General features: G+C 72.1%; 21 protein-coding genes. 4 read left to right on the top strand and 17 right to left on the bottom strand.

The window, feature by feature from the left end; genetic code table 11:
- Nucleotides 1-43 precede the first annotated feature (43 nt).
- From ACFYP4_RS01115 to ACFYP4_RS01100, 4 genes are all read right to left on the bottom strand, one after another.
- Entirely contained in the window at nucleotides 44-382 is a 339-nt protein-coding gene (locus ACFYP4_RS01115) for an antibiotic biosynthesis monooxygenase (protein WP_358850457.1), read from the bottom strand.
- Nucleotides 373-1,743: an NAD(P)/FAD-dependent oxidoreductase gene (locus ACFYP4_RS01110; protein ID WP_358850458.1), complete on the bottom strand. Its 1,371-nt coding sequence runs from the start codon at nucleotides 1,741-1,743 to the stop codon at nucleotides 373-375. Before ACFYP4_RS01110 ends, ACFYP4_RS01115 begins: the two co-directional genes overlap by 10 nt.
- A gap of 66 nt (nucleotides 1,744-1,809) precedes the next feature.
- Nucleotides 1,810-2,844 (bottom strand): isocitrate/isopropylmalate dehydrogenase family protein, encoded by a 1,035-nt coding sequence (locus ACFYP4_RS01105; protein WP_388781522.1) that lies wholly within the window; start codon nucleotides 2,842-2,844, stop codon nucleotides 1,810-1,812.
- 7 nt (nucleotides 2,845-2,851) lie between these two features.
- Nucleotides 2,852-3,598, bottom strand: a complete 747-nt coding sequence (locus ACFYP4_RS01100) for an alpha/beta fold hydrolase (protein WP_358850460.1) — start codon at nucleotides 3,596-3,598, stop codon at nucleotides 2,852-2,854.
- 435 nt (nucleotides 3,599-4,033) lie between these two features.
- Between ACFYP4_RS01100 and ACFYP4_RS01095 the strand changes: the two genes are divergently transcribed.
- Entirely contained in the window at nucleotides 4,034-5,629 is a 1,596-nt protein-coding gene (locus ACFYP4_RS01095) for a (2,3-dihydroxybenzoyl)adenylate synthase (protein WP_358850461.1), read from the top strand.
- Between the two features lie 180 nt (nucleotides 5,630-5,809).
- Here ACFYP4_RS01095 and ACFYP4_RS01090 read toward each other — a convergent pair whose 3' ends face one another.
- The 10 genes from ACFYP4_RS01090 to ACFYP4_RS01045 all read right to left on the bottom strand — a co-directional run bounded on the left by ACFYP4_RS01090 (nucleotide 5,810) and on the right by ACFYP4_RS01045 (nucleotide 18,098).
- A complete protein-coding gene (locus ACFYP4_RS01090) occupies nucleotides 5,810-8,014 on the bottom strand; it encodes an MMPL family transporter (protein WP_388781518.1) in 2,205 nt (734 codons plus the stop codon).
- Nucleotides 8,015-8,304: 290 nt separating this feature from the next.
- On the bottom strand, nucleotides 8,305-8,502 hold the full coding sequence (locus tag ACFYP4_RS01085; RefSeq protein ID WP_358850463.1) for a hypothetical protein: 198 nt from the start codon (nucleotides 8,500-8,502) through the stop codon (nucleotides 8,305-8,307).
- 30 nt (nucleotides 8,503-8,532) lie between these two features.
- On the bottom strand, nucleotides 8,533-9,819 hold the full coding sequence (locus ACFYP4_RS01080) for a 3-deoxy-7-phosphoheptulonate synthase class II (protein WP_358850464.1): 1,287 nt from the start codon (nucleotides 9,817-9,819) through the stop codon (nucleotides 8,533-8,535).
- Between the two features lies 1 nt (nucleotide 9,820).
- Entirely contained in the window at nucleotides 9,821-11,830 is a 2,010-nt protein-coding gene (locus tag ACFYP4_RS01075) for an anthranilate synthase family protein (protein WP_388781515.1), read from the bottom strand.
- Nucleotides 11,827-12,540, bottom strand: coding sequence for an isochorismatase family protein (locus tag ACFYP4_RS01070; RefSeq protein WP_388781512.1), 714 nt, complete (start codon nucleotides 12,538-12,540; stop codon nucleotides 11,827-11,829). Before ACFYP4_RS01070 ends, ACFYP4_RS01075 begins: the two co-directional genes overlap by 4 nt.
- A 45-nt stretch (nucleotides 12,541-12,585) precedes the next feature.
- Nucleotides 12,586-13,419 carry a 2,3-dihydro-2,3-dihydroxybenzoate dehydrogenase gene (locus ACFYP4_RS01065; RefSeq protein ID WP_388781509.1) on the bottom strand — a complete coding sequence of 278 codons (834 nt, stop codon included), beginning with the start codon at nucleotides 13,417-13,419 and terminating at the stop codon, nucleotides 12,586-12,588.
- Nucleotides 13,416-14,978 carry an amidohydrolase family protein gene (locus ACFYP4_RS01060; protein ID WP_388781506.1) on the bottom strand — a complete coding sequence of 521 codons (1,563 nt, stop codon included), beginning with the start codon at nucleotides 14,976-14,978 and terminating at the stop codon, nucleotides 13,416-13,418. The genes ACFYP4_RS01065 and ACFYP4_RS01060 overlap by 4 nt, the downstream gene beginning before the upstream one ends.
- Nucleotides 14,975-15,259 carry a phosphopantetheine-binding protein gene (locus tag ACFYP4_RS01055; protein WP_358850468.1) on the bottom strand — a complete coding sequence of 95 codons (285 nt, stop codon included), beginning with the start codon at nucleotides 15,257-15,259 and terminating at the stop codon, nucleotides 14,975-14,977. The genes ACFYP4_RS01060 and ACFYP4_RS01055 overlap by 4 nt, the downstream gene beginning before the upstream one ends.
- Nucleotides 15,260-15,316: 57 nt before the next feature.
- Nucleotides 15,317-16,993, bottom strand: a complete 1,677-nt coding sequence (locus tag ACFYP4_RS01050) for a (2,3-dihydroxybenzoyl)adenylate synthase (protein WP_388781503.1) — start codon at nucleotides 16,991-16,993, stop codon at nucleotides 15,317-15,319.
- A 58-nt stretch (nucleotides 16,994-17,051) separates the two neighbouring features.
- Nucleotides 17,052-18,098 (bottom strand): ketoacyl-ACP synthase III family protein, encoded by a 1,047-nt coding sequence (locus tag ACFYP4_RS01045; protein ID WP_388781500.1) that lies wholly within the window; start codon nucleotides 18,096-18,098, stop codon nucleotides 17,052-17,054.
- 275 nt (nucleotides 18,099-18,373) lie between these two features.
- Between ACFYP4_RS01045 and ACFYP4_RS01040 the strand changes: the two genes are divergently transcribed.
- Nucleotides 18,374-19,681 carry an AMP-binding protein gene (locus ACFYP4_RS01040; protein ID WP_358850471.1) on the top strand — a complete coding sequence of 436 codons (1,308 nt, stop codon included), beginning with the start codon at nucleotides 18,374-18,376 and terminating at the stop codon, nucleotides 19,679-19,681.
- Between the two features lie 366 nt (nucleotides 19,682-20,047).
- Here ACFYP4_RS01040 and ACFYP4_RS01035 read toward each other — a convergent pair whose 3' ends face one another.
- Entirely contained in the window at nucleotides 20,048-20,776 is a 729-nt protein-coding gene (locus tag ACFYP4_RS01035) for a TetR/AcrR family transcriptional regulator (protein WP_358850472.1), read from the bottom strand.
- A gap of 216 nt (nucleotides 20,777-20,992) precedes the next feature.
- Here ACFYP4_RS01035 and ACFYP4_RS01030 point away from each other — a divergent pair, with 216 nt between their 5' ends.
- Together ACFYP4_RS01030 and ACFYP4_RS01025 are read left to right on the top strand one after the other, a co-directional pair.
- Nucleotides 20,993-22,807, top strand: a complete 1,815-nt coding sequence (locus tag ACFYP4_RS01030; protein ID WP_358850473.1) for an ABC transporter ATP-binding protein — start codon at nucleotides 20,993-20,995, stop codon at nucleotides 22,805-22,807.
- Entirely contained in the window at nucleotides 22,804-24,546 is a 1,743-nt protein-coding gene (locus tag ACFYP4_RS01025) for an ABC transporter ATP-binding protein (protein WP_388781495.1), read from the top strand. The genes ACFYP4_RS01030 and ACFYP4_RS01025 overlap by 4 nt, the downstream gene beginning before the upstream one ends.
- A 68-nt stretch (nucleotides 24,547-24,614) precedes the next feature.
- On the opposite strand, the gene ACFYP4_RS01020 is transcribed toward ACFYP4_RS01025, so the two are convergent.
- A complete protein-coding gene (locus ACFYP4_RS01020; RefSeq protein WP_358850475.1) occupies nucleotides 24,615-24,821 on the bottom strand; it encodes a 4-oxalocrotonate tautomerase family protein in 207 nt (68 codons plus the stop codon).
- Between the two features lie 25 nt (nucleotides 24,822-24,846).
- The gene (locus ACFYP4_RS01015) at nucleotides 24,847-26,088 is read right to left on the bottom strand and encodes a DegT/DnrJ/EryC1/StrS family aminotransferase (protein WP_358850476.1); all 1,242 of its coding nucleotides are present in this window, start codon (nucleotides 26,086-26,088) and stop codon (nucleotides 24,847-24,849) included.
- Nucleotides 26,089-26,250: the final 162 nt, after the last annotated feature.

Raw genomic sequence — 26,250 nt, 5'->3', positions numbered from 1 at the left:
TTCGATCGCGGGTCTGCGCGTTCCCACGGCCGTCCGGCGCCTGCTAGTGCTGTCCCTCGGCCACCGCGGCCGGGTCCTCGTTGTCGTGCGCGCTGGTCCGGATCACCTCGGCGACGGTCAGCTCGTAGGCGGAGTACCAGCGTTTCCTGCCCAGTTGCTGCGCCACCCGGTGCTCGGGGTCGCGGCGCCACGTGTCCAGCGTCTCCCCGTCCCGCCACATCATGACGGTGAGACGTTCGCCGTCCTCCCCGGTGTAGCTCTTGACCTCCACCGGATCGGACCCGGCGATGGCGCGGACCCGCTCCTGCATCCGCTCCTCGGTGGTGTGGTAGTCCTCGCCCGCCTGCTCGGACAGGCGCGACTTGAACAGGATCACGTACATCCGGAGTCCTCCGAAGTGACGGTGGTGGGGGAAGGGGTGCAGGCGCGCAGTCGGTCGTCGGGCGCCGAGACCAGCTCGGTGCCGTACCGGGCCAGCAGATCTGCCACGAGCCGGTCGAGACGCTCGTCGTCGCGCAGTACGGAGGCGTAGCTCTCCTCGGTGAAGGCGCACCGCTCGTACAGCGGAACGAACCGGTCGGGGAAGAGAGCCGTCAGCCGCCCGCGCAGCACCTCCGCGGCGGTCTCCTCGCGAGGCGGGTTGGCCATCGTGAAGTAGTGCCGGTAGGAGAGCCGGGAGATCGCGTCGGCGTCCTCGGTCCGCGACTTCTCGTAGGCGGCCAGGCCCGCCGCCCAGTCCGCGGAGGCGTCGAGGCAGTCGATGAGGACCCGGGCGTCCTCGAAGCCGCAGTTCATGCCGTGCCCCATGAACGGCGCCATCGCGTGGCAGGAGTCACCGAGCAGCGCGAAGGTGTCCCGCCAGACCCATCGGTCGCAGCGGACGGCCGTGAGGGTCGAGACGGCCTTGGTGGCGAGTTGTTCCGCGATGTCGGGGATGATCCCGGCCGGCTCGGGGAAGTGGGCGGCGAACATCTCGGACAGGTCCTGCCCGCCGCGGGCCGCCGCGTAGGACGGCGCGGGCCCCTCCAGGCGCATGAACAGGGAACCCGCGAGTTTTCCCGACGGCAAGGGGTGCGCGGCGAACATCGCCCGCCCGGTGGGCCAGTAGTGCGTGACGGCCGGGTCGAGCCGGCCGGCCGGTACGTCGATCTCCTGGTAGGCCAGATCCAGCCTGCGCACCTCGGCCCGGGTGCCGCGCGCCTCCAGTGCGGCCCGGGCGGCGGAGTGCGCGCCGTCGCAGCCGAGGACCCGGCGGCACGCCAGCCGGTGCGAGCCGTGCCGGTCCTCCACCAGCACCGCGGGTTCGTCCAGGTCCACCGAGCGCACACGCTGTCCGAAGCGGATGCGTACACCGGGGGTCGCCTCGGCGGCGTCCAGCAGGATCTGGTGCAGCCGTTGGCGCTCCACCGCCCAGATGGGCTGTCCGTCCCGGCTGTAGGGGGTCACCCGCGTCCGGCCGTCGGGCAGGTGCCCGCGGCGTCCGTGCAGGGGGACGCACACCCGGCGCACGGCGTCCGCGACGCCCAGGTCCGACAGGGCACGCCAGCCGCGCGCCGACAGCATCACGACGAGGGACCGGCGTTGTCCGCCGTCCTTCTGCCTGGGGTCCGCCCGCTTCTCGAGCAGGGTGACCGGTCCGAAGCGGGGCGCGAGGTAGAGAGCCGTGACCGCGCCCACCAGACCGGCCCCCACGATGACGGTCTCCGGGTTCCCGTCCGTGCGGTCCGTGCTGTTCCCGTTCATGCTGTCTCCGCCCCTCGTCGGTTGCTCCGCCCGCTGCTCCCGGGCCGTGTCCGCCTCCGCATCCCGCTACGGCCGCCGCAGTTCCGCCAGGACCACGGCGCCCACTTCCTTCGTGCTCAGGGATCCCCCGAGGTCGGGGGTGACACGGCCGGTCGCCACGGCCGCGGCGACCGCCCGGCGGACCGCGTCCGCCTCCTCGGTCCGGCCCAGGTGCTCGACCAGCAGGGCCACGGAGAGGATCGCCCCGAGCGGGTTGGCGGTGCCGGTGCCCGCGATGTCCGGGGCGCTGCCGTGCACGGGCTCGAAGAGCGCCTGTCCGGTCACGGGGTTGAGGTTCGCCGACGCCGCCACGCCGAGGCCGCCGGCGAGCGCGGCCGTGAGGTCGCTCAGGATGTCGCCGTAGGAGTTGTTGGTGACGATGACGTCGAAGACGGTCGGATCGGTGGCCAGTCGCAGGGCGGCGGTGTCCACGTAGAGGTGGGACGTCCCGACGTGCGGGTGCCGTGCGACCGCCTCGCTCCAGCAGCGCTGCCACAACTGTCCGCCGTTGCGGACGGCGTTGGCCTTGTCGACGAGGCACACCGACCTGCGGGCCACGGAGAAGGCGAACTCCAGCACCCGGGAGACACCTCGGTGGGTGCTGAGGTCCACGTCGACGGCGATCTCCTGGGGGGTCCCGGTGCGCGTACCGCCGCCGATGCCGCAGTAGAGCCCCTCGGTGTTCTCCCTGACGATCACGCAGTCGATGGCCCGGCGGGCCGGGTCACGCAGCGGACTGAGCCTGTCGTGCCAGAGTCTGGCCGGCCGGTAGTTGACGTAGAGGTCGAGCTCGAGACGCAGGGTGGTGAGGACGGCACGCACGTACGCGGTGTCGCTGAGCCGGGGATCCCCGACCGCCCCGAGAAGCGCCGCCTCGCTGGACCTGATCCGGTCGAGGTCGGCTCCGGTCAGCGCGGTTCCGGTACGCAGGTACGTCTCCGCGTTGACGTGGTCCAGGACGTCCGTCCGCGCCCCGACGCCGAGGGCGTCGAGGACGTCCAACGCCGGCTCGATCACCTCGGGACCGATGCCGTCACCGGGGATCACGGCGATGGTGGTCACGGCCGCCTCACTTCCGGCCCTGGCTCAGTACGTCCGCGACGAGTTCCGCGACGTCGGTCGTGACGTGGAAGTGCCCGCCCGGCCGAACCGTCCCCGTGAAGCCCCCGGAGGTGACGCCCGCCCATCCCGCCAACTGGCCCTGCTCCACCAGCGGGTCGCCGGCGCCGTGGTAGCAGCGCACGGGACAGGACAGCGGACGGGTGCCGGGGCGGGGCCGATAGGTCGCGTGGGCCCGCAGGTCCGAGCGGATGACGGGCAGGAGCAGGTCGCGCAGCTCGGCGTTCTCGGCGACCGCGGGTTCGATGCCGCCCAGCGCGCACAGGGTCGCCCAGAACTCGTCGTCCGGCGCCAGGTGGACACCCCGGTTGTTCATGCGTCCGGGCGGCATGGCGGCGGACACGCAGAGCGCCCGGGGTTCCTCGCCGGCGTCCCGCAGCAGCAGGGCGGTCTCGTAGGCGACCAGCGCGCCCAGGCTGTGCCCGAACAGCAGGTGGTCGCCCGGCGGCAGCCGCAGCAGCTCGGCCGCCACGCAGTCGGCCATCGCGGCCACGTCGTCCACGGGTGGCTCTCCGAAGCGGTCGCCGCGGCCCGGGTACTGCACGGCCATCAGCGACACACCGGGCGGCACCGCGGCGGCCCACTCGCCGAAGGCGATCCCCGAGCCGCCCGAGTGCGGGAAGCACACCACCCGAACGCCGAGAGGGTCACCGGCGATCAACGACCGCACCCAGCCGCGTTCCCGTATCCGGCTCATCCCTCCGCCTTTCCGGCCGCCGTCGTTCCGTCCGCACCATGCTTTCCACTCGCCGCGGATTCGCGGGGCCCGCGACAGATGTCGGCAAGAGATCGGGGCGCCGTGGACCTCGGCGCCGACGATGCCGAGGGACACAGCAACCGCGGGCAACGCCGCCGCACGGCACCGGGCTCACGTCGCACGCGGACGGGGCGCGCCACCGCACCGGACACCGCCGCCACCGCACATGGACGTCGCGCACCACCGCACCCGGACACCGCCCGCCGCCGCACGCGGACGTCGCGCACCGGGACGCCGCCCGCCATCGTCGGCAGGCACGCGCCCCGCGTCGCCGCCGTCCCGCGGCCGGACGGACCGGGCGCACCGGCGGCTCCACCGGGACCTCCGCGCCCTTCGCTCCACGCCCCGACCGACCTGCCGAAAGGTAACGCGATCATGCTTGACGGTTTTGTGCACTGGCCCGGACAGCTCGCAGCGGACCTGCGCCGGACAGGCGTCTGGCTCGGCCGGCCGATCGGTGACCTGCTGCACGAGTCGTGCGAACGGAACGCCGAGCGGGTGGCCGTGGTGTGCGGCGAACGCCGCATGACCTACGCGGAGCTGTCCCGGCGGGCGGACCGGTTGGCGGGCGGCCTGATCGGACTGGGCATCAGGCCCCTGGACCGGGTGGTGGTGCACCTCCCCAACATCCCGGAGTTCGTCGTCCTGGTCTTCGCGCTGCTGCGGGCCGGAGCCATCCCGGTGCTGGCGCTGCCCGGGCACCGCAGGGCGGAGATCACGCACCTGTGCGCTCACGCCGGGGCCGTCGCCTATGTGGTGAAGGACGAGTTCGGCGGGTTCGACTTCCGTACGGTCGCCCGGGAGATCCCGTCGGTCCCGCACGTGATCGTCAGCGGCGACGCGCAGGAGTTCACGTCGCTGGAGTCGCTGGAATCGCCGGACGCCCAGGACGTCGAGCTGCCCCGGGTGGACCCGTCCGACCCCGCGTTGTTCCTGCTCTCCGGGGGCACCACCGGACTGCCGAAGCTGATTCCCCGGACCCACGACGACTACGAGTACGTCATGCGGGCCAGCGCGGAGGCGATGCAGGTGGGCCGGGAGGTGGTGTACCTCGCCGTCAACCCGGTCGCGCACCAGGCCGCCCTCGCCTGTCCGGGGGTGTTCGGCAGTCTCCTGATGGGCGGGAAGGCCGTCCTCACGTCGAGTGTGCGGCCCGACGACGTCTTCTCGCTGATCAGCCGCGAGGCGGTCACCGTGACCACGGTCGTGCCCGCGGTGCTGCGGCTGTGGGCCGACTCCGTACGACCGCCGGCCGAAGTCTCCCGCCTGCTGATCCAGGTGGGCAGTGCCCCGCTCGACCCGGCCCTGGCGCGCCGCGCGGCCCAGGTGCTGGGCTGCCGGATCCAGCGGTGGTACGGCATCAGCGAGGGCCTGCTGACCCACACCCGGCTCGACGACCCGGAGGAGGTGACCGTCAACACGGACGGCCGCCCCATGTCACCGCGTGACGAGGTCCGGATCGTCGACGAGTCGGGGAATCCCCTGCCCGACGGGGAGGCGGGCGAGATGCAGGTGCGGGGGCCGTACACGATCCGCGGGTACTACCGGGCCCCCGAGGAGAACGCCCGCTCGTTCACGCCGGACGGCTTCTTCCGCACCGGCGACCTCGTCCGGCGCAGGCCGGACGGCAACATCGTGATCGTCGGCAGGACCAAGGACGTCATCAACCGGGCCGGTGAGAAGGTCTCCGCCGAGGAGGTGGAACGGCAGCTGCGCACCCACCCCGCCGTGCGGGACGCGGCCGTGATCGGTGTGGCGGACGCCGTGCTCGGCGAGCGGACGTACGCGTTCGTCGTCCTCGACGAGGACGACGTCCGCCCGTCCGCCATGAAGGAGTTCCTACGGGGCCGCGGCCTGGCCGCCTACAAGATCCCCGACCGGCTGATTCCGACGCCGGAGCTTCCGCGCACACCGATGGGGAAGGTCGACAAGAAGGCACTGCGCGCACGGGTCGCCGCGTCGAAGCGCTGACGCCGCCCCGGGGCCCCGCGCAGCCGTCGCCCGGTCCGGCCTCGCCCTGGAACGCGGACTCCTCGCGCGCTCCTGAGGGCCGGGCGTCCTGGCCGGGGCGCACTGCCGCAGGTGCGCGAGAGCCCTGCCGGTCCTTGGCGGACGGCAGGGCTCCGGTGCGGTCGGCGCCGGGTCGGATGCTCAGGCGACCGGAACCGACTCCCGTACTGCCTCCGTCGGTTCCCCCTCGGTGAGGCCCACCCGGTCGTGCAGCCTGCGCAGGCCCCGCGGGGCGTACCAGGCGTGGCGGCCGAGGATCCGCATCACGGCGGGGACCAGGACACCACGGACCAGGATCGCGTCGATCACGACGGCCAGACCACTGCCGATCCCGAACATCATGAGGAAGCTGATCTCGCTGGTTCCGAAGGCGAAGAAGCTGACCGAGAGCAGGCCCGCGGCGACGGTGACGATGCGCCCGGTCCTGGCGAGTCCCTGGGTGACGACGGTCTCGCGGTCGGCACCGGCGTCGTGGAGTTCCTTCATCCGGCTGGTGACGAAGACCTCGTAGTCCATCGAGAGTCCGAAGGCCACGCAGAAGAAGAGCACCGTCATCGAGGTGTCCAACGGCTGGGGAGTGAATCCCAGCCAGCCGGCGAGGTGACCGTCCTCGAAGATCCACACCATCACGCCCACCGAGGCGGTCAGGCTGATCGCGTTGAGCAGCAGCGCACGCAGCGGCTGGACGACGCTGCCGGTGAAGAGGAAGAGCAGGACGAAGGTGGTGATGCCGATCAGACCGGCCGCGATGGGCAGCCGGACGCCGATGGCGTGCTTGGAGTCCACCAGGCGCGCGTCCTGGCCGCCGACCAGGACCTCGGTGGCCGCGGGCGGGTCCAGCGCGCGGATGTCCTTCACCAGGTCCTGGGCCTTGTCCGACTTCGTCTCGAAGCCGGTGGTGACGACGAGACGCTGGGCGTCGTCGCGGCCCAGGGCCTCGGCCGCGGGGGCCGAGGGGCCGGGCCTGCCGTCGCTGTAGGAGCCGGTACTGGTGGCCACCCGTTCGACGCCGTCCAGGCGGGACAGTTCGCGGGCGTACTTCTGGAAGCCCGCGCCCGTGGAGCCGTTCAGCGCGACGATCTGCACCGCGTTGTTGTCGTCCGCGGGGAAGTCCTCCCTGAGCTGCGTGGCCACCTGGCGGCTGCCCGCGCTCTCGGGCAGCACCCGCTCGTCCGGTGTGCCGAAGGTGACGGAGAGCAGCGGACTCGCGGCCAGCAGCATCAGCGCGAGGACCGGGAGCGCGGTCAGCGCGGGCCGGCGCATGACCAGGGCGGCCAGCTTGCCCCAGAAGGGAGTGTCGCCGCGCTGCACCCGCGCGGCCCAGGGCATGCGGCCCTTGTTCACCCGGTCTCCCAGGGCGGCGAGCAGCGGCGGGACGACGAAGAGGGAGCTGAGCGCCGAGATGATGACGACGCCGATGCCCGCGTAGGCGAAGGAGCGGAGGAAGAAGGGCGGGAAGATGAGCAGGGCCGCGAGGGCGGCGACGACGGTGGCCGCCGAGAAGACGATCGTGCGGCCCGCGGTCTGCACAGTGCGCCGCAGCGCCTGGTCGACGTCCGCTCCCGTGGCCAGTTGTTCGCGGAAACGGCTGACGAGGAGCAGGGCGTAGTCGATGCCGAGGCCGAGGCCGAGAGCGGTGGTCAGGTTGACCGCGAACACGGAGACGTCGGTGACACTGCCGATGACGAAGAGTTCGGCGAAGGTTCCCATGATCGCGAACATGCCGATGACCAGCGGCAGCAGTGCGGCGACGATGCTCCCGAAGGCCAGCACGAGCAGGATGAGGGTGAGGGGCACGGCGATGGCCTCGGCCACCACCAGGTCCTTGCCGACCTGGGTGGTCACGTCGTTGCTCACCGCGGAGAGCCCGCCGGCCTGGACGTCCACGCCGTTCCTGACGCCGCCGTACTCGTCGATCAGCGCCGCCGCCAGGTCGGCCCGTTCGTTCTCGTCGCCCCTCACATGCGCCAGGACGAGTGCCTTCTTGCCGTCGTGCGAGGTCAGCGCCCGGTTTCCGGTGTCCCAGTAGGAGATGACGTTGGCGACCGTGGAGTCCCGCTTCAGCCCTTCGGTGAGGGACCGGCCCCGTGCCTCGACGGCGGGCGAGTCGAGCGCGCTCCCGTCCGAGGCGCGCACGAGGAGGACGAGGTCCGTCTCGCCGCCGAACTTCTCCTCGATGGTGTGCTGCGCGCGGGCCGAGGGCGCGTCGGGGTCGTCGAAGCCGCCGCTGAGCAGCTTGCCGAACGCTCCGACGCCGAGAGCGCCCATGAGTACGACCGCTACCGCGCCGAGCACCAACAGTAACCGGGTCCTGCGGAGCGCGAGTTCGGCGATCCTGGTGAGCACGGTGACTCCCCTTTGCTGTGTCGAAGGCTGCACGGCCCCCGAGCGGGTCCCGTGCCTTCGGGACCCCGCGGATCAGGGGCCGGGGGTTGCTGCTGTGCCCTCGGACTCGGCGCGGGGGCGCCGACCGGCGCGGTCCCCGGCTGGTGCGCCGGGGACCACGTCGGTCGCGGACCGGAGACCGGCCGGGCGAGCATCCGGTTCACGCCGGACCGACGTGCGGGGAACGGCACAGACCGCCCTCCTCGGGGGAGAGTGGCTCCGCCAGAATAGACAGTGGCACTAGCCGTTGTCTACAGAGCCCGGTTCGCCTCGGCCCCCTGGGTACCGCCCGGAGCCTCGCCCCCGTTCCTGCCCTCGCCGGAGTCCGGGCCGTCCGGCGGACTCTGCGCCTCCTCGCCCGGATACACGTCCGGATACACGCCGGTGCCCATGGAGAACAGATCGCACCAGCTCAGCTTGGGTGACGGCCGGTCGGGCCGTTCGTTCACGTCGCTCGCCTCCCAGGGGGACGTCGTGGGTCAGGCCGGCACCGGCACGACCGGCTGGACCGGCTCGCCGTCGAGCACCGGCACACCACGGCCGCGGTCGGCCAGCAGTCCGGCGATCAGCCGTCCCGTCTCCAGGGACTGGTCACGGTTGAGCCGGGGATCGCACGCGGACTCGTAGCGCGTCGCCAGATCCGCCGATGCCACCGCGGCTCCCCGCGCGGAACCCGATCCGCCGCCCACGCACTCCGTCACCGTCGTCCCGGTCATCTCCAGGTGCACCCCGCCCGCATGCGTTCCCAGCGCCCGGTGCACCTCGAAGAAGCCGACGATCTCGTCGTGGATGTCGTCGAAGTGGCGTGTCTTGTGTCCCGACGGCGCGGTGTAGGTGTTTCCGTGCATCGGATCGCAGACCCAGGCCACCGGCGCGCCGGTCGCCGCCACCGCTTCGACCAGCCGGGGAAGGATCCGGCGTACCGCGCGGGCGCCCACTCTGACGATGAAGGTGAGACGCCCGGGGATCCCGTCGGGGTCGAGCACCCGGGTCAGGGCGACGAGATCGGCGGGTTCGGCCGACGGGCCGATCTTGACCGCCACCGGGTTGGCTATGCGGGACAGGTGGTCGATGTGTGCGCCGCCGATGTCACGGGTCCGCTCTCCGGCCCACAGGAGATGGCCGGAGGCCGCGTAGCGGCGCCCCGCGGCCCGGGCGTCCAGACGGGTGAGCGGACGCTCGTAGTCGAGCAGCAGCCCCTCGTGGGAGACGAACAGCTCCCTGCGGGCGGCCGGCGCCGTGGACCGCAGATAGGAGTCCAGCAGCCGGAGCGTCGTCTGGGAGGCGGTGTACGCCCGGAGCAGCCGGTGCGGATCCGGGGTGCGGTCCTCCTCGGTGAAGGCCAGACCGTTCACCGCGTCGCCGCGGTAGACCGGCAGGCACACGTCACCGCACGTCTGGGTCGGCTGGGAGCGGGGCTTGGCGTACTGGCCGGCCATCCGCGCCACCGTCACGACGGGGACGCCGGTGGCCCGTTCGAGACCGGACGCCATCCGCAGCAGCGTCTCCGCGGTGGAGTGCACCGCCTCCGGCGTCGCCCGGTCGAACATCTCGGCGCAGTCGCCGCCCTGGAGCAGGAACGCCTCTCCCCTGGCGACGTCGGCCAGCCGCCCGTGCAGCCGGTCCACGTCCTGCGGAGCGACCAGCGGCGGGAGCTGGGCGAGCCGTCCGCGCACCCAGCGCAGCGCGACCGGGTCGGGCCAGTCGGGTTGCTGGGCCGCCGGCAACGCCGTCCGGTCGGCGGGCTTCTGATCGAACTCGCTCATGTCACAGCCTCACGCTTCTGCGGTCGCGGCGTGGGCGGCGCACCGGCTCCCCCGTGGACCTGGGTGTGAGCAGCAGGGAAGCCATCAGGTCACCCACGATGTCGCGGCCGTTGCGGGTCATCACGGACGCGGGGTGGAACTGTACGGAGGCGAAGCCCGGTCCACGCAGGGCATGCACCTCCCCGGTCGCGGCGTCGCGCGCGACGTGCACCGTGCCGGGCCGCACCGCGGCGCCGGGGAAGGCATCGGTCTCGCTGACAGCGGCGAACGAGTTGTAGAAGTAGACGAGTTCACTGCGTCCGAACAGGTCTATCTCGCGCTGGACGCCCTGATGGGGCACCTGTTTGCGGACGAGCGGCAGCCCGAGCAGGCCGCTGAGCACCTGGTGTCCCAGGCACACCGCGAGGAACGGGATGTCCCGTTCCAGCAGCTCTCCGGTGACCTCGTGCAGGTACCCGATCTTGGGGTGTGCCAGGTCCCGGGGGTCGCCGGGTCCGGGGCCGACGATGACGAGGTCGGCTCCGTCGAGAAAGAACGTCTCGTCGAAGCGCCGGACTTCCACGTCGCAGCCGAGCGACCGCAGCAGCGTCGCCCCCATCGCCGTGAAGGTGTCCTCGGCGTCGATGATCAGCACCCGGCGTCCGTCGAGAGCGGGGAGGTCCCGGCCGCGGGCGAGTGGCGGGGTCTGCCAGAAGGGGGCGAGCGGGCCGTTCCGCGCGCTCAGTGCCTCCTGCACGCCGGGCAGGTGCGCGGCACCCGGCCGGGTGCCGGTGGCGGGGCGTGGCGGCACGGCGTCGGTGCGCTCCCCCGCGTGCAGGGCCGCGAGCAGTCCGGCCGCCTTGGCCCTGGTCTCGACGGACTCGGCCCACGGGTCGGAGTCGCGGACCAGCGTGGACCCGACGCCCAGCCGCAGGGTGCCGGTGCCGTCGATGTCCGCCGTCCGGATGAGGATGGCGGAGTCCGTCGTCCGGTCGCCCTGCGCGTCGCGGCCGATGAGCGCGGCCACGCCGGAGTAGTAGCCGCGTCCCTCGGGCTCGAACCGGGCGATGACCCGGCAGGCACTCTCCACGGGGCTGCCGGTGACGGTCGGTGCGAGCAGCGTCTCCCTCAGCACGTCGCGGATGTCGCGGGTGGTGCTGCCCTCGATGTAGTACTCGGTGTGTGCCAGGTGGGCCATCTCGCGCAGCCGGGGGCCGATCACCTGGCCGCCGTGCTCGCACACCCGGCTCATCATCTTCAGTTCCTCGTCGAGGACCATGTACAGCTCGTTGGTCTCCTTGCCGTCGGCGAGGAAGGCCAGGACGCCCTCGGCGGTGGGGCCTTCGGGCGGGTAGCGGTAGGTCCCGCTGATCGGGTTCATGACGGCGGTGCCCCGGTCCAGCGTGATGTGCCGCTCGGGGCTCGCCCCGATCAGCGTGCGCTCGCCCAGATGCACGAGGAAGGTCCAGTACTGGCCCGGAGCACCGTTCAGCAGGCGGGCGTAGAGCGCCAGGGCGGCCGGGACCGACCACCCCTCGAGCTCGGCCGTGAAGGTCCGTTTGAGGACGAAGTTGGCGCCGGCCCCCGCGCCGATCTCCTCGTCCAGGATCCGGCGCACCGTGGCGGCGTACTCCGCGTCGTCCAGGTCGAAGTGGCCGTCCCGTACCCGGATCGGATGCGACGCGCCGTCGGGGAGCCGGGACAGCGTCTCCGCGAGCGGCAGCGCCGCCTGCTCCTCGACGGTCATGGCGAGGAGGGGGGTCTTGTCGTCGACGTGCTCGAAGCCCTGCTCGGCGATCTGCCGGTACGGGACGAGGACGAGCAGTTCGTGCCTGTCGCGGGCGGCGTCGTCCCGCAGGGGCAGGTCGGCCAGTTCGGCGTACCGCTCGACCGGTCCCGTGACCAGGTCCACGTGCGGCGCCGCTCCCGGAGCGCCCGACTCGGGCCGGTACAGCAGGGCGAACGGCGTGCCGGCGCCACCCCGGCCCGCACGGTCGAGAAAGGCGTAGGGGTCCATGGCGGCGCCGGTCATGACCGCTCACCGGCCCCGGCGGGCACGCCGCCGGCCACGGCAGCCGTCTCCCGCACGTCCGACGGGGCGGAGAAGGCGGCCCGGATGTCCCGCGTGGGCAGCACCACGGCGCACCGGGTCGCCGCGTACTCCAGGGTCATACGGTGGTCGGCGGCGCTGAAGTCGGCCAGCGCGTCCGCCGCCAGGAAGGTCCGGATGCCGTGGGCGAAACCCTCGCACGCCGTCTGCAGGATGCCCACGTGCGCGTACACCCCGCAGATGACGAGCTGGTCGCGGCCCGCCTCCTGGAGCATGTCCAGCAGGCCGGTCCGGAAGTAGGCGCTGGGCCGCCACTTGGTGAACACGACGTCGCCGGGTCCGGGGGCCAGTTCGTCGATGATCTGCCGGTGGCCCGGCTCCGCGCTCATGCCGGCGCCCCAGAAGTCGACGAGCAGGCCCCGCTGCTCGGGCGTCATGCCGCCCGGCTGGGCCGTGTACCAGACGGGTACGTCCGCGGCGGCCGCCGCCGTACGCAGTGCCACGGTGTGGGCCACCAGCTCGGTCCGCGGTGACGTGCCCTCGGGGAACGGCCGCAGGAAGTACCGCTGCATGTCGTGGATCAGCAGTACGGCGCGGGCCGGGTCGACCGTCCAGGAGGCCGTGTTGCGCGGCAGCTCACCGGCCGTCGGCATGGGGTAGGGGTGGATCTCGGGAAGAGAGCTTTCTGCCATGGTTGGCCCTTCTGGTCGACGAAGCGATGACGCGACCCGGCCGGCTCAGACGCCGAGGGTGGCGCCGCCGTCAACGGTGAGGTCCTGCAGGGTGATGTGCGCGGCGTCCTCGGACAGCAGGAACAGCACCGCCTGCGCCACGTCGGACGGGAGGGCGAGGCGGCCCGTCGGGATGCCGACCCGGAACGCCTCCGCGACGCCGTCGATCGAGGCGGCTCGCGCACCGTCCCCGGACCACAGGGACGTCAGCATCGGGGTGTCGGTGGAACCGGGTGCCACGACGTTGCAGCGGATCCCGTGCCGGGCGAGTTCCAGGCCCAGGCACTTGGTGAAGGCCTGCGCGGCGGCCTTCGACGCGGCGTACGCGGCCATGTCGGTGCGGGCCGTACGGGCGGCGTTCGAGGCGACCGTGACGATGGCGCCCCCGCCGCGGGACATCATGCGGGCCGACACGGCACGGGACATCAGGAACACTCCCGTGGCGTTCACCGCGAGGGTGTCGTGCCAGTCCGCGTCCCCCATCCCGTGCACGGGACCGGGCCGCAGGATGCCGGCCGCATTCACCAGGCGGTCGACGGGCCCCAGTTCGCGCTCCGCCGTCTCCACGGCGTCCTCCACGTCGGCCGCCCGGGAGACGTCGGTGGGGAGCACGAGCAACCGGGCGCCCGAGCCTTCGGAACGTCCCTTCAGCTCGGTGGCCAGGACGTCGAGAGCGGCCCGGTCCCGGTCGATCAGGCCGACCGACACGCCCCGGACGTACAGCGCCCGGGCGATCTCGGCCCCGATCCCGCCGGCCGCCCCGGTGACGAGGGCGACCTCCCCGTACTTCCCCTCGGGGCGGGCCGGCGCGGTGGACGACTGCTGGGGTGCCGCGTTCACTTCTCCTCCTGGATCGGGTCGGGTGCGGTCGTTCCGGATCCATCGCTTCGGCGCCGGGCGGAGAGGGCGTAGACCCGGTCGACGGCCTCGGGCTCCACGCCGAGGCAGCGCACCGAGAAGGAGCGCAGCGCCTCCTCGTACCCGGCGAGAAGCTCCTCCTCGTCCACGAGGACGCTCCGCCCGCCCTCGATGAGGACCCGGCCGCCCACGACGACCGTGTCGATGTCCCTGGAACCGCCGGTGGCCAGGAACGTCTCCAGCGGCCGGGGGGTGTGGACGTAGCGCCAGTCGTCCATCCGGATCAGCACGAAATCGGCTTCCTTGCCGGGTTCCAGGCTTCCTATCCGGTCGTCCCAGCGCAGGCCGCGGGCCGCGGTCCGGGTCGCCATGGCGAGCGCGTCGGTGGGCAGCACGACGGTGGAGTCCGCGTACAACTCGTTGTGCGTCTGCCAGGCCGCGCGCATCTGCTCGGCCATGCCCGCGAAGACCAGCGGCTGGCCGTCGGTGGACAGGGAGACGTCCAGGCCGGCCCGCCGCAGGTCGGGGATGACCCGGGTCTCGGACATCGCGGACTCACCGGCCCCGCCGTACTTGGCCGGCGAGTGGCTCAGGTGGACCCGGCCGTCGAGAAGCAGCTTGCGCTCCTCGTCGTCGACGAAAGCCGTGTGGACCGACATGAGCCGTTCGTCGAGGAGTCCGAGATCGGCGAAACGCCGTACCGGGGTGGCACCGTAGTACTGCTCGATCACCGCGGGTTCATTGCGCTGCGCACCGATGTGGGAGGCGAAGCCGGTGTCGTGACGGGAGACCAGTTCGGCGAGTCCGCGGCCGAGTTCGTCGGTCATGTTGGTGCCGTAGACGGCGGTCGGACGGGCCTTGAGCAGTCCCGTGGTGTCCGTCGCGCACCGCTTGACCAGCGTCTCGACGTGGGCGAGCAGCGCGTCGGTGTCGCGGGTGCGGCGGAAGCGGCTCTCGCCCGGCGCGCAGACGGCGTCCGCGGCCCAGGTGCTGACCGAGCACCGCATCCCCAGACTCACCGCGGCCGCCGCCAGGGCCTCGGGGCGGTTGACGGAGCCCACGTCGCCGAGGGTGGTGGCGCCGGCCCGCAACTGTGTCCACATGGAGAAGCGGGCGATTGCCTCGGCCTCGTCGGGAGTGAGGCCGGCGATCATGTCGTGGAACGAGTCGAAGATCGCGGAGGTGCGGTGCATGTCCCCGCCCCGCGCGAGGAAACCGGGGCGGTCCTCCCGGTCCGAGGCAGGACGGAACGCACCGTTGAACGGCAGCCTGGTGGCGAAGAGTTCGTGCCAGTGCGCGTTGACGAAGCCGGGCAGAGCCAGCATCCGGCGGCCGTCGACGGTACGCAGCGCGGCACGCTGCGCGGGATCGAGAGCGGCGACCGCGGCGTCGACGTCCCGCTGCTCGCCGATCGCGGCGATCCGGCCGTCCACGACGAGCAGGGAGCCGTCCGGCAGGACCCGGTCGGAGGGGTCCGCGGGATAGAGGAACGCTCCGCGCAGCAGGAGCGGGGCCGGGGCGCCGGGGCCCTGGGCGGTCACGCGGCACCGTCCGGGGCCGCGGCGGCGCGCGAGCGCACCTCTTCCAGGTGCAGGGCCCAGCCGCCGACGGTGGGGCCGGCGACCAGGGTGTCGAAGTCGACCGGCGTGCCGGCCCGGCGCCAGCGGCTGCTGATCCGCATCACGTCGAGGGAGGAGAGGCCCAGGTGGACGAGGTTGGCGTCGTCCTCCATCTCGGACGGTTCCAGGCCGATGAGTGCGCCGACGACCTCGCGTACCTCCTGCCGGGTGCTCTCGGCCGCGAGTTCTCTACTGGTTTCCATGACGGTCCATGCCTCTCCGGGAGCGGGGTTTTCGTACGGGTGTGCCGGGCGTGCGGATCAGCCGGCGTTCGTGCGGGCCGGGATGAAGGTCCCCGCCTCGGGAAGGGACTCGCCGCGCGACAGGGCGCCGAGCGCCTTCTTGTCGACCTTGCCGAGTCCGGTGAGGGGCAGTTCCTCGATGTAGACGACCCGGTCGGGCAGTTTGAACTCGGCGAGCCCTCGCTCCATCAGTGCCTTCTTCAGCTCGGGCAAGGTGGGGCGTTCGGCGCCCTCCTCGGCCACGAGGTAGGCGCAGACGCGTTCCCCGAGGAACTGGTCGGGCACCGGGATGACCGCGGCGAGAGCCACGGCCGGGTGGGTGAGGAGATGGCCCTCGACCTCGGTGGCGGACACCTTGTCGCCACCGCGGATGACGACGTCCTTGATGCGTCCCTCGATGACGAGGTCGCCGTTCTCGGTGAGCCGGGCCAGGTCGCCGCTGCGGTAGAAGCCGTCCGCGGTGAACGCCTTCGCGTTGTGTTCGGGGGCGCGGTAGTAGCCCTGGAGGGTGTAAGGCCCGCGGGCGAGCAGTTCGCCGATCTCGCCCGCCGGGAGGACCTTGTCGTTCTCGTCGACGATGCGCATCTCGTCGGCCGGCGAGATGGGCCGCCCCTGGGTGGTCAGCACGGTCTCGGCCGGGTCGCCGTCCCTGGTGAACGTCAGCAGTCCTTCCGCCATGCCGAAGACCTGCTGGAGGCGGCAGCCGAAGACCGGTTCGACGCGCTCGGCCACCTCGCGGTAGAGCTTGGCGCTGCCGACCTGGAGGACCCGCAGGCTGCTCAGATCGTCGTCCAGCCACTCGGCGCCCTCGAGCCACAGCTGGAGCACGCTCGGCACCACGGAGGTGATCGTGACCTTCTCCCGCGCGATGACGGGGAAGCAGTGCTCGGGCGTCGGGTCGTCGGCGAAGACCACCGTCCCTCCCGCCCGCAGTGTCCCCACCACGCCGGGGCAGCCCCAGGTGAAGTTGAACTCGACGGGCAGCGTGGCGAGGTAGACGTCCCGGTCGCCGAGTCCGCACGCCTCACCGGCGGCCCGCACCTGGTAGGTGTAGTCGTCGTGGGTGCGCGGGATCAGCTTCGGCAGGGCGGTGGTGCCTCCCGACAGCAGGAAGAACGCCGCGTCGGAGGGGTCCGGCACCGGGAACGCGGGTCCCTCGTCGGGATCGGCGTCCACCTCGGAGAGGGGCACGACCGACCCCTCGCCCGCGTCCTCGGCGTCACCGAGGACGAACAGCCGCCGCAGGGAAGGAACCTCGTCCTGTATGCGGCGGGCCAGAGCGGGGTGGTCGAAGCCCCGGAGCAGGCCCGGGAACACGTAACCGGTCGCGCCCGACAGCTCGCAGAGGTGGCGGATCTCGCTGTGCCGGTGGGCGGGGAGGGCGAAGACCGGTTTGGCCCCGACGAGGAAGAGCGCGAAACAGACCTCGACGAACTCGGGGCAGTTCGGCAGTTGCACGACGACCCGGTCGCCCCGGGCGATGCCGTGCTGCCGGAAACCGGCGGCGGTGCGGCGTGCCCGGTCCTCCAGTGCGGCGTAGCTGACGCGTCGGCCGCCGCCCACCAGAGCGGTCTTCGGGCCGTGGACGCGGGCCGCGTCGGACAGCAGTCGTACGAGGCTCTCGCCGCGCCAGAGTCCTTCGCGGCGGTAGCGTTCCGCCCGGTCCGCGGGCCAGGGAGTGCAGCCTTCCAGCATGATGTCTCCTCGGTGCTGTGTTCGTCGGTCGGTCAGGCGGATCGGTGCGGGGAGGCCGTCACCCGGCCGTCAGCTCCGCGCCGGGCGCCTCGGTGATCTCCAGGACGGCACACCCTGCCTCCATGCCGGTGGCCGCACCGATGAGAAGGACGTGGTCCCCGGGCACGACCTCGCCGGAGAGCCAGAGCCGCTCGAGGCCGATGACGAAGTCGCTGACACCGGTGTGGCCGATGCGCCGGCTCGTCTCCCAGATGCCCTGCTCCGGCTCGATGCCGAGCGGCTCCAGGAACATGGCCTGGAGCGGGTCGAGGTTGAAGCCGACGTGGCAGAACCGCTTGATCTGATCGATGGTCAGCCCGGCTTCCTTCAGGGTGCGTTCGGCGACGGCGGCGACCTGGTCACCGAAGTGGCCCACGGGGGGCTTCACCCCGTTCGCCCACTGCTTGCGCCAGTACTGGATGCGGGAGTCGAAGTCGAGCGGGATGCCCTCCGTGATGCTGGGCGGCAGCAGCTTCTCGCCGCCGCGGTGCAGGGCTTCCATCCGCGAGTCGGACAGCGACCCGACCGAGAGCACCCGGGCGAAGCCGGATCGCCGCGACACCACCAGGGAGGAACCGGCGTCGGCGAAGAGGAAGAGCTTGGACGCGGTCCAGCGGTCGACCATCGGGGTGGAGAAGTTGTCGCCGGTCGTGAGCAGTACGGCGTCCTTGTCGGGGCAGGCCGTCAGCCGGCAGGCGGCGGCCTCCAGCGAGGCCAGCATGCCGAGGCAGCCCTGCCGCAGCTCCAGGGCGGGGACCGGCCGGTCGAGCGTGTTCAGCAGCACGTAGTGCGGGGAGGACCAGCCGTCGGGGCCCTGGTGGTAGGTGTTGCTGTGGAACAGCGCCGCGAAGTCGTCGGGGGCGTGCCCCGAGCGCTCCAGAGCCGTCTTCGCCGCCCGGATGGCCATGTCCGGTGCGGAGACGGAGTCCTCCACCGCGATGGACTCGATGCCGGACGCCTCGCACTCGTCGGCGTCGTACCAGCCGGCCTTGACCGCCCGCTCGGTGGGAACCAGCTCCGGGACGTACGTCCCCACTCCTGCCAGATGGATGTTCTCGACCTTCACCCTCGGCCTCTTTCGTCTCTGGTGTACCCGTGTCGGCTCTCGTCGGACCGCGGACCAGCCCAACACGGCAGCGGAGGGGCTTCGTGAGTAGGCGTCACTCACGTTCGGGGCCCGTCCCGCCCGCGACCGCCGTCGGTGTGCCCCGTCCCGTCGGCGGTCCGCCGCCCGGGCTGAGTGGTGGGTACTCAGGCAGCCGTCGTCCCCCGGTGCTGTGCTGGCGCACGGCGGCCGCGGTCCGCGTACGGCCGCAGGGCGATCCGGAGGAGACGAGACCTGTGGTTGGACAACGGCCCGAGATAGGCGACTGGAAGAGCCGCGACGAGCTGCGGGCGCTGCAGCGCGGTCTGCTGGAGCCGCTCCTCGCGCGCGCCGGACGCTCCCCCTTCTACCGGGCGCGGCACGCCGGCCGGACGGCGCCCGTCACCGCGGACGACTTCTTCACGCTGGAGCCCACCACCAAGGACGATCTGCGCGAGGCCTATCCGTACGGCCTGCTGGCCGTGGGCAGGGACCGGCTGGCGACCTACCACGAGTCCAGCGGCACCTCGGGCCGGCCGACGGCTTCGTACTACACCGAGGACGACTGGGCCGACCTGGCCGAGCGGTACGCGCGCAAGTGGGTGGGCATCGAGGCCGCGGACACCTTCCTGGTGCGTACTCCCTACGCCCTGATGATCACGGGGCACCTCGCGCACGCGGCGGCACGTTCCCGCGGCGCGACGGTCGTGCCGGGGGACAGCCGTTCGGCGGCCACGCCCGCGGCGCGCGTCATCCGGGTCCTGCACGACCTGGAGGTCACCCTGACCTGGTCCAACCCGACCGAGACACTGCTGTGGGCGGCCGCCGCACGGGCCGCCGGGCTGGCGCCGGAGAAGGACTTCCCCGCCCTGCGGGCGCTGTTCGTCGGAGGCGAACCGCTCAGTCCCGCCCGCCGCGCCCGCATCAGCGAGATCTGGAACGTGCCCGTCGTGGAGGAGTACGGCTCCACCGAGACGGGCACGCTGGCCGGCCAGTGCCCCGAAGGGCAGCTGCACCTGTGGGCGGACCGGGCCCTGTTCGAGGTGATGGACCCGGCCACCGGGGCCCTCGCCGAGGAGGGCCGCGGCCGTCTGGTGGTGACCCCCCTGCACCGCGAGGCCATGCCCCTGCTGCGCTACAACCTCGACGACGACGTGCGCATCTCGTGGTCCGACTGCGCGTGCGACTGGCGGCTGCCCGTGGTGCAGGTCTTCGGGCGCTCCGGTTTCGCCCACCGGGTGGGCGACGGCACGGTGGACCAGCACCGGCTGGAGGAACTGGTCTTCACGCTGCCGGCCCGTGACGAGGTCGTCTTCTGGCGCGCCAGGGCCGAGCGGGAGGTGCTGCGCGTGGAGCTGGAGGCCGCCGAAGGGCGCTGCGGAGCGGCGGCGGACGGGCTGACGGCGGCCATCCGCGAGAAGCTGGGCGTGCCGTGCGAGGTGACGGCCGCTCCGCCCGGCTCCCTGGTGCCCCTGTCGGCGCTCACCTCGGACCCCGACGTCCTCAAGCCGCGCGGACTGTTCGGCCCCGACGAGGACTGGGACCGGGCCCTGCTGTACTACTGACCCGCCTCAGCGGCCCCGCGCGACGGCCGTCCCCCCACCGTCGCGCCACGCCCCGCGCCGTCGCGGCGCGTTCCGCTCCTCCGCCCGTCCCCTTCCGCGCCGCCGCGCACGTCCTGCGCCGACTCCGCACGTCCCCCGGCGGTGCGGGACGGGACGGCGCTGGGGCGGGGGCGCGGGACGCGGGACGCGGGGCTGCGCACGGGTCGGACGGCGGGGCAGGACATCACGCACAGGGCCGCGGCAGCGGCACGCGGCACGCGCCAGGTCCTCGCGGCACGCGCCAGGTCCTCGCGGCACGCGCCAGGTCCTCGCGGCACGCGCCAGGTGTTCGCGGCACGCGGAGGGTGTGACAGCGGGGCGTGGGTGTTACAGCGAGGCGGGGGCGGTGGCGCCCTGCTTCAGCATCACCGCGATGCCGTCCAGCGCGCGCTCGACCGTGTAGGCGTAGAACTCGGTCTCCAGCGCCTTGATGGCTTCGGGGTCGTCGGCCCCCCGCTCGACGACGGCTTCGCCCACCACCGCGAGGCCGGGATGTTCGGCGTCGCCCCGGTGGGCGGAGAGGATGCCGGCCAGCCGGGCCCGTGCGTCCGGCAGGTGCTCGGCACGGTCGTCCTCCACGGCGACGAGCATGAAGGCGCTGTTGGTGAGATACCGGTAGGCCGCCGTCGCCCCGTCGCCGAAGCCGGCGCGCTGGAGCACGAGCACGCCCTGGTCCATGAGGTTCAGCGCGGAGGGCATCGTCGGTCCGGTGCGGACCAGCCGGCGGGCCACCCCCGGGAAGTTCAGGAGCACCTGACGTCCGCCGATGAGGAGGGCCTCGAACCAGTCGCGCCAGGGCAGCCCGGCTTCGGGCAGCGGCACCTGGCCGACGACGTGGTCGGCGACGGCGTCGGCGACGGCCTCCCGGTCACCCACGTGGTGGTAGATGACCCGGGGCCACACGTTGAGCTCGGCGGCGAGCTGCCGCGTGGACCAGGTGTCGAGCCCGTCCTCCGCGGTGAGGCGCACAGCGACTTCGATGATCTTCTTCGCCGTCACCGGCGGCCGGTCCGCCGCCTTTCCCGAGCGCGCTCTGGGAGCGGTTGTTCCGGTCATACCAGGAACTGTAATGGACCTTCCCGCGGCGACCGACCGACAGGGGAACAGCTGACGAACAGCTGACGCCGGGGGTTCGGACGAGGGCTGCCGCTTGACCCGGGCCGGACCCCGCAACGTATAGTGACGCTATCTATTACCCAGTGGGTAAGAAGGCCGATCAGGGTCTATGCCGCACGGAGCCCGACACGGCTCCTCGTGAAACGGAGGATGACGATGACCGCGGAACCAGAACCCCCCGCGCTCGGGTCGTTACTGCACCCCATCCGGGGGCGGCTGATTCTGGCGCTCGTCTGCCAGGGCCTCGCCTCCCTGCTCAGCATCGTCCCCTTCATCGCGGTGGTGGAGCTGGGGCAGGAGCTGATGGCTCCCGGGCCGGCCGACGACGACCGGGCCTGGACCATCACGGCGTTCGGTGCCGCCGCCCTCCTCGTCCGCATGCTCCTGCTGCTGGCCGCCAACACGATCAGCCACTTCGCCGAGAACGATCTGCAGTACACGATCCGGCGCCGGCTGGTGGAGCGGCTCGGCAGGGTGCCGCTGGGATGGTTCTCCGAGCGCAACTCGGCGTCCGTGAAGAAGACCGTGCAGGACGACGTGAACGCGATGCACCACCTCGTCGCGCACTCCATGCAGGAGCTGACCTCCGCGGTCATCGTCCCGGTCGCCACCCTCGTCTACCTCTTCACGGTCCAGTGGCGGCTGGCCCTGGTCACCATGATCCCCATGGTCCTCGGCCTCGCACTGTTCGGCCGTACCGGCAACGCCTTCAAGGCGAACCTGCCGGCGCTCGACGCGGCCATGGGCGCGATCAACGGCGCGGCGGTCGAGTTCGTCCACGGCATCGCCGTCGTCAAGACCTTCGGCCAGGCCCGCAGGGCTCACCGCAGGTTCACCGAGGCCGCCGACCGGTTCGCGGACTTCTTCCGCTCCTGGGTCGGTTCGCTGGTCGTGCCCCGCGCCCTGTCGGAGATCGTGCTCTCCCCGGCCGTCATGCTCCTCACCGTCATGGCGGGCGGCACCCTGTTCGTGACGAACGGCTCGATGGCCGCCGTCGACGTCCTGCCCTTCGCCCTGCTCGGCGTCGGCATCACCACTCCCCTGCTGACCATCAGCTACGCGGAGGAGGAGGTCCGAGCGGCCGCGGCGGCCGCCGGACGGGTGCAGGCGGTCCTGACGACCCCCGAACTGCCGGTCCCCGAGCTGCCCGGCACCCCCGGCCCCGGCCCGGTCACCTTCGAGGACGTCGACTTCTCCTACGACGGTGAGCACCAGGTGCTGCACGGGGTGGACCTCACCCTGGCCCCTGGAACCACCACCGCCGTCGTCGGCCCGTCCGGCGCCGGCAAGAGCACCGTCGCCGCCCTCCTCCCCCGGTTCTGGGACCCGGACTCGGGGGCCGTCCGGATCGGCGGCACCGACCTGCGCGAACTGACCCCGGACGACCTGTACCAGCACGTGTCCTTCGTCTTCCAGAAGGTCCAGCTGCTGCGCGACACGATCCGGGCCAACCTGGCCGTGGCCCGGCCGGAGGCGACCACGGAAGAACTCGAGGACGCCGCCCGGCGCGCCCAGATCCACGACCGGATCATGGAGCTGCCCCGCGGATACGAATCGGTGGTCGGGGAGGACGCCCGCCTCTCGGGCGGCGAGGCCCAGCGCCTGTCCATCGCCCGCGCCCTGCTCGCCGACACGCCCCTCATCGTCCTCGACGAGGCCACCGCCTACGCCGACCCCGAGTCCGAGGCCGCGGTGCAGGACGCCCTGTCCGAACTGACCCAGGGCAAGACGCTCCTGGTCATCGCGCACCGGCTCGCCACCGTCAAGGACGTCGACCAGATCGTGGTGATGGCCGACGGATCCGTCGTGGAGCACGGTACCCACCCCGAACTGCTCGCCCGTCAGGGCCTCTACTCCCGCATGTGGGCCGCGCACCAGCGCGCCGAGGGATGGCGGCCGGGCTCCGCGACCGCCGTTCCGGGCGCCTTCTCCGACTCTCCGCTGCCCGCCGCCCAGGAGGCCGTCCGATGATCCGCCAGCTGTTCTCCGTCGTCGGCGCCGAGGAGCGGCGACTGCTGCGCACCGTGCTCGCCCTCCAGATTGCCGGATCCGTGGTGCAGGCCGTCGCCTTCGTGCTGCTGGTCCCGGCCCTGCGGAACCTGCTGGGCGACGACCCGGACTCCGCGTGGCCGTGGGTGTGGGCGCTCGGCGCGGTCTGCGCCCTGCAGGCCGTCCTCTACTTCCTCGGGGCGAAGAAGGGCTTCGAGGCCGGGGCTTCGCTCTCCCGCGACCTGCACCACCGCATCGGCCACCATGTCTCCCAACTTCCGCTGGGCTGGTTCGGACCGCGCCGCACCGGCGAGCTGAGCGCTCTGACCACCAGCACGGTCATGTCCATCATGCGCGTCCCCGGATATCTGATCCGGCCGCTGGTCAACGGGCTGCTGACGCCCGCCGTGGTGGTCGTGCTGATGTACGCCTTCGACTGGCGGATGGCTCTCGCGGCCACCCTGACCGTCCCCGTGATCGTCCTCGTCTACCGGTGGAGCACCGGGCTCACGGTCAAGGCCGACGACCTGCGGCACAGGACGATGACCGAAGCGGCCGGCCGGGTCATCGAGTACGCCGAGATGCAGCCGGTCCTGCGTTCCTTCGCCCGGTCGGGACGGGTGGTCAGCCGGCCGCTGGACGCCGCTCTCTCCGCCCAGCGCGACGCCTCGCGCCAGGTCATGGTGGCGGGCGTGCCCGGTCTGGCGGCCTTCACCCTCGTGGTCCAGGCCGCCTTCACCACCATCCTGGTGTACGGCACCTACCTGGCGCTCGGCGGTTCTCTCGCCGTGCCCGAGCTGATGGCGCTCCTGGTCCTGGCGGCGCGCTTCGTGGAGCCCATGACCGAGGCTGCCAACCTCGGCACCGCGCTGCGTCAGGCCCGCGCCTCACTCGGCCGGGTGCAGGAACTGCTCGCCCTGCCGCCGCTCCGCGAGCCGGCCGAACCGGCCGCGGCGCCGCGGACTTCGGAGATCGAGTTCGACCGGGTCTCCTTCGCCTACGACTCCAGGAAGGTGCTCAGCGACGTCTCCTTCGCCGTGTCCGAGCGGACGATGACGGCGCTCATCGGTCCGTCGGGGTCGGGGAAGACCACCGTGACGCGGCTCATCGCACGGTTCTGGGACGTCGACTCCGGAACGGTCCGGGTGGGCGGCACCGATGTCCGCGACCTCACCACCGAGGACCTGATGTCCCGGATCTCCGTGGTCTTCCAGGACGTCTACCTCTTCGAGGGGACCATCGAGGAGAACATCAGGGTCGGCCGGCCGGACGCGACCGACGCCGAGGTGCGCGACGCGGCCGTGAAGGCCCGGGTGGACGAGATCGTCCACCGGCTGCCGGACGGTTGGGAGGCCCAGGTCGGAGAGGGCGGGGCCGCTCTCTCCGGGGGCGAGCGCCAGCGCATCTCGATCGCCCGCGCCATCCTCAAGGACGCTCCGGTCGTGCTGCTCGACGAGGCCACCGCCTCGCTCGATCCCGAGAACGAGCAGGCCGTGCAGGACGCCTTGTCCGCTCTGACCGCCGACCGTACGCTCCTCGTGATCGCCCACCGGCTGCAGACGGTCATGGCCGCCGACCAGATCCTGGTGCTCGACGACGGGGGCATCGCGCAGCGCGGCACCCACGCGGAGCTGATCCGCGAGCCGGGCCGTTACGCGGACTTCTGGCAGGAGCGCGACCGCGCGCGCGGCTGGCGGCTGGCCGCCCCGGCGGCCGGCTGAGCCGGCCGCCGGACACGGACGAGGGGGACTCCTGGGCAGGAGTCCCCCTCGTCCGTGTCCGGGTGAGGTCAGTCGCGGGCACGCACCGGCGGGGTCCCCGGCTTGCCCGCTATGCCCCAGCGGGTGGCGGGCACGTCCTGCAGCACCACCCAGGTCGCCGCACGGGCCGATTCGCCGAAGACCTCGACGACGGCGTCCGTCAGACGGGCGATCAGCTCCGTCTCGGTCTGGCCGTCGAGCCGGCCTTCGTAGAGTTTGACGTCGATGAGGGGCATCGGCTGTTCCTTCCGTCGGGGCGGGTCAGGTCAGGTCGGCGTGCGCGTGGGCGTAGGCGGACTGCAGGGCCTCGTCCAGGGCGGTCTCCAGGTGCGACACCTGCGCTTCGGAGAGTCCCGGATGGCACGGCAGGTTGACGTGCGCGTTGAACCAGAGGCGTTCGGCGACCGGGCACTCCCCCACACCGTGCCCGCGGTCCCGCCACTCGGGCAGCAGGTGGAGCGGGAAGTACCGCAACTGCACCTCGACGCCGCGCTCGTCGAGTCCGCGCACCACGGCCTCGCGGATTCCCGGCGGCCCGTCGACGAAGAAGGTGTAGAGGTGGTGGGCGTGCTCCAGTCCCGCCCGGGGGCGTCCCACCCTGGCGCCGGGGTGGCGCCCGACAACCCCGTCGAGCCGTGCCGCTATGGACTGCCGGCGCGCCACCAGCTCGTCCAGCCTGTCCATCTGCGTCAGGCCGACGGCGCAGGCCGCCTCCGACAGCGTCGCGTTGGTGCCCGACCGGCGCACTCCCAGGCAGGCCTCCTGGTACACGGACTCGGAGTACTTCATCCAGGGCAGCAGCCCCGGTTCCTCCATCGACAGTTCGGACGCCGGCACGAACACCCCGTCGACCTCGTTGGAACGGAGCCGGTCCACTCGCTCCGCCCAGTCGTCCCGGTCGAAGGTGAGCATGCCTCCCTCACCGAGCGTGGTGATGTTCTTCGAGGAGTGGAAGCTGAAGCACCCGATGTCCCCCAGGGAGCCGGGGCGCCTCCCGTCGTACCGGGAGCCGAGCGCGTGGGCGCAGTCCTCCAGGACGAGGATCCCCCGCTCGCGTGCCATCATCAGGATCTCGTCCATCTCGGCCGGCCAGCCGCCGTAGTGCACGAGCAGGATGGCCCGGGTGCGGTCCGTGATGAGGTTCTTCAGCTCGCGCGGGTCCATGTTGAGCGAGTCCGGCTCGACGTCGCAGAAGCGCACCGTGGCCTGGTGGCCGAGCAACGGCTGCACGGTCGCCTGGAAGGTCTGCGGGGTGACGATGACCTCGTCCCCCGGAGCCAGGTCGAGCAGATGGATCGCCAGTTCGAGCGCGACCGTGCCGCTGGTCACGGTCAGCGCGTGCCGGGCTCCCACGTACTCGCTGAAGCGCTTCTCGAACCGTGCCCGCCACGAGCCCATGGACAGCGTGTCGCCCGACTCGATGAGTTGCTCCAGAGCCCGCTTCTCCGCTGCACCGAGGATGCTTCCACGACTCGCGTACGGAACAGCGTAAGTTCCGTGCATAACGTCCCCTCCGGCTGGATTAGTGTTTTCACTGCCCGCCGTTCACCGCGCGGCATTTCCCATCGTAAGTTGCCCCCACGCGACGGTATACGGCCCGATACCCACCCTGACAAGTAATTGACATGCTGACAGCCCGGCGCCGCTGCTCTTGACACGGGCATT

Origin of the sequence: Streptomyces sp. NPDC005551, assembly GCF_042871785.1 — a bacterium.
GTDB lineage: Bacteria > Actinomycetota > Actinomycetes > Streptomycetales > Streptomycetaceae > Streptomyces.
Note: the sequence above shows the minus strand (reverse complement) of the source record. Positions and strands in the feature narration are given on the sequence as shown.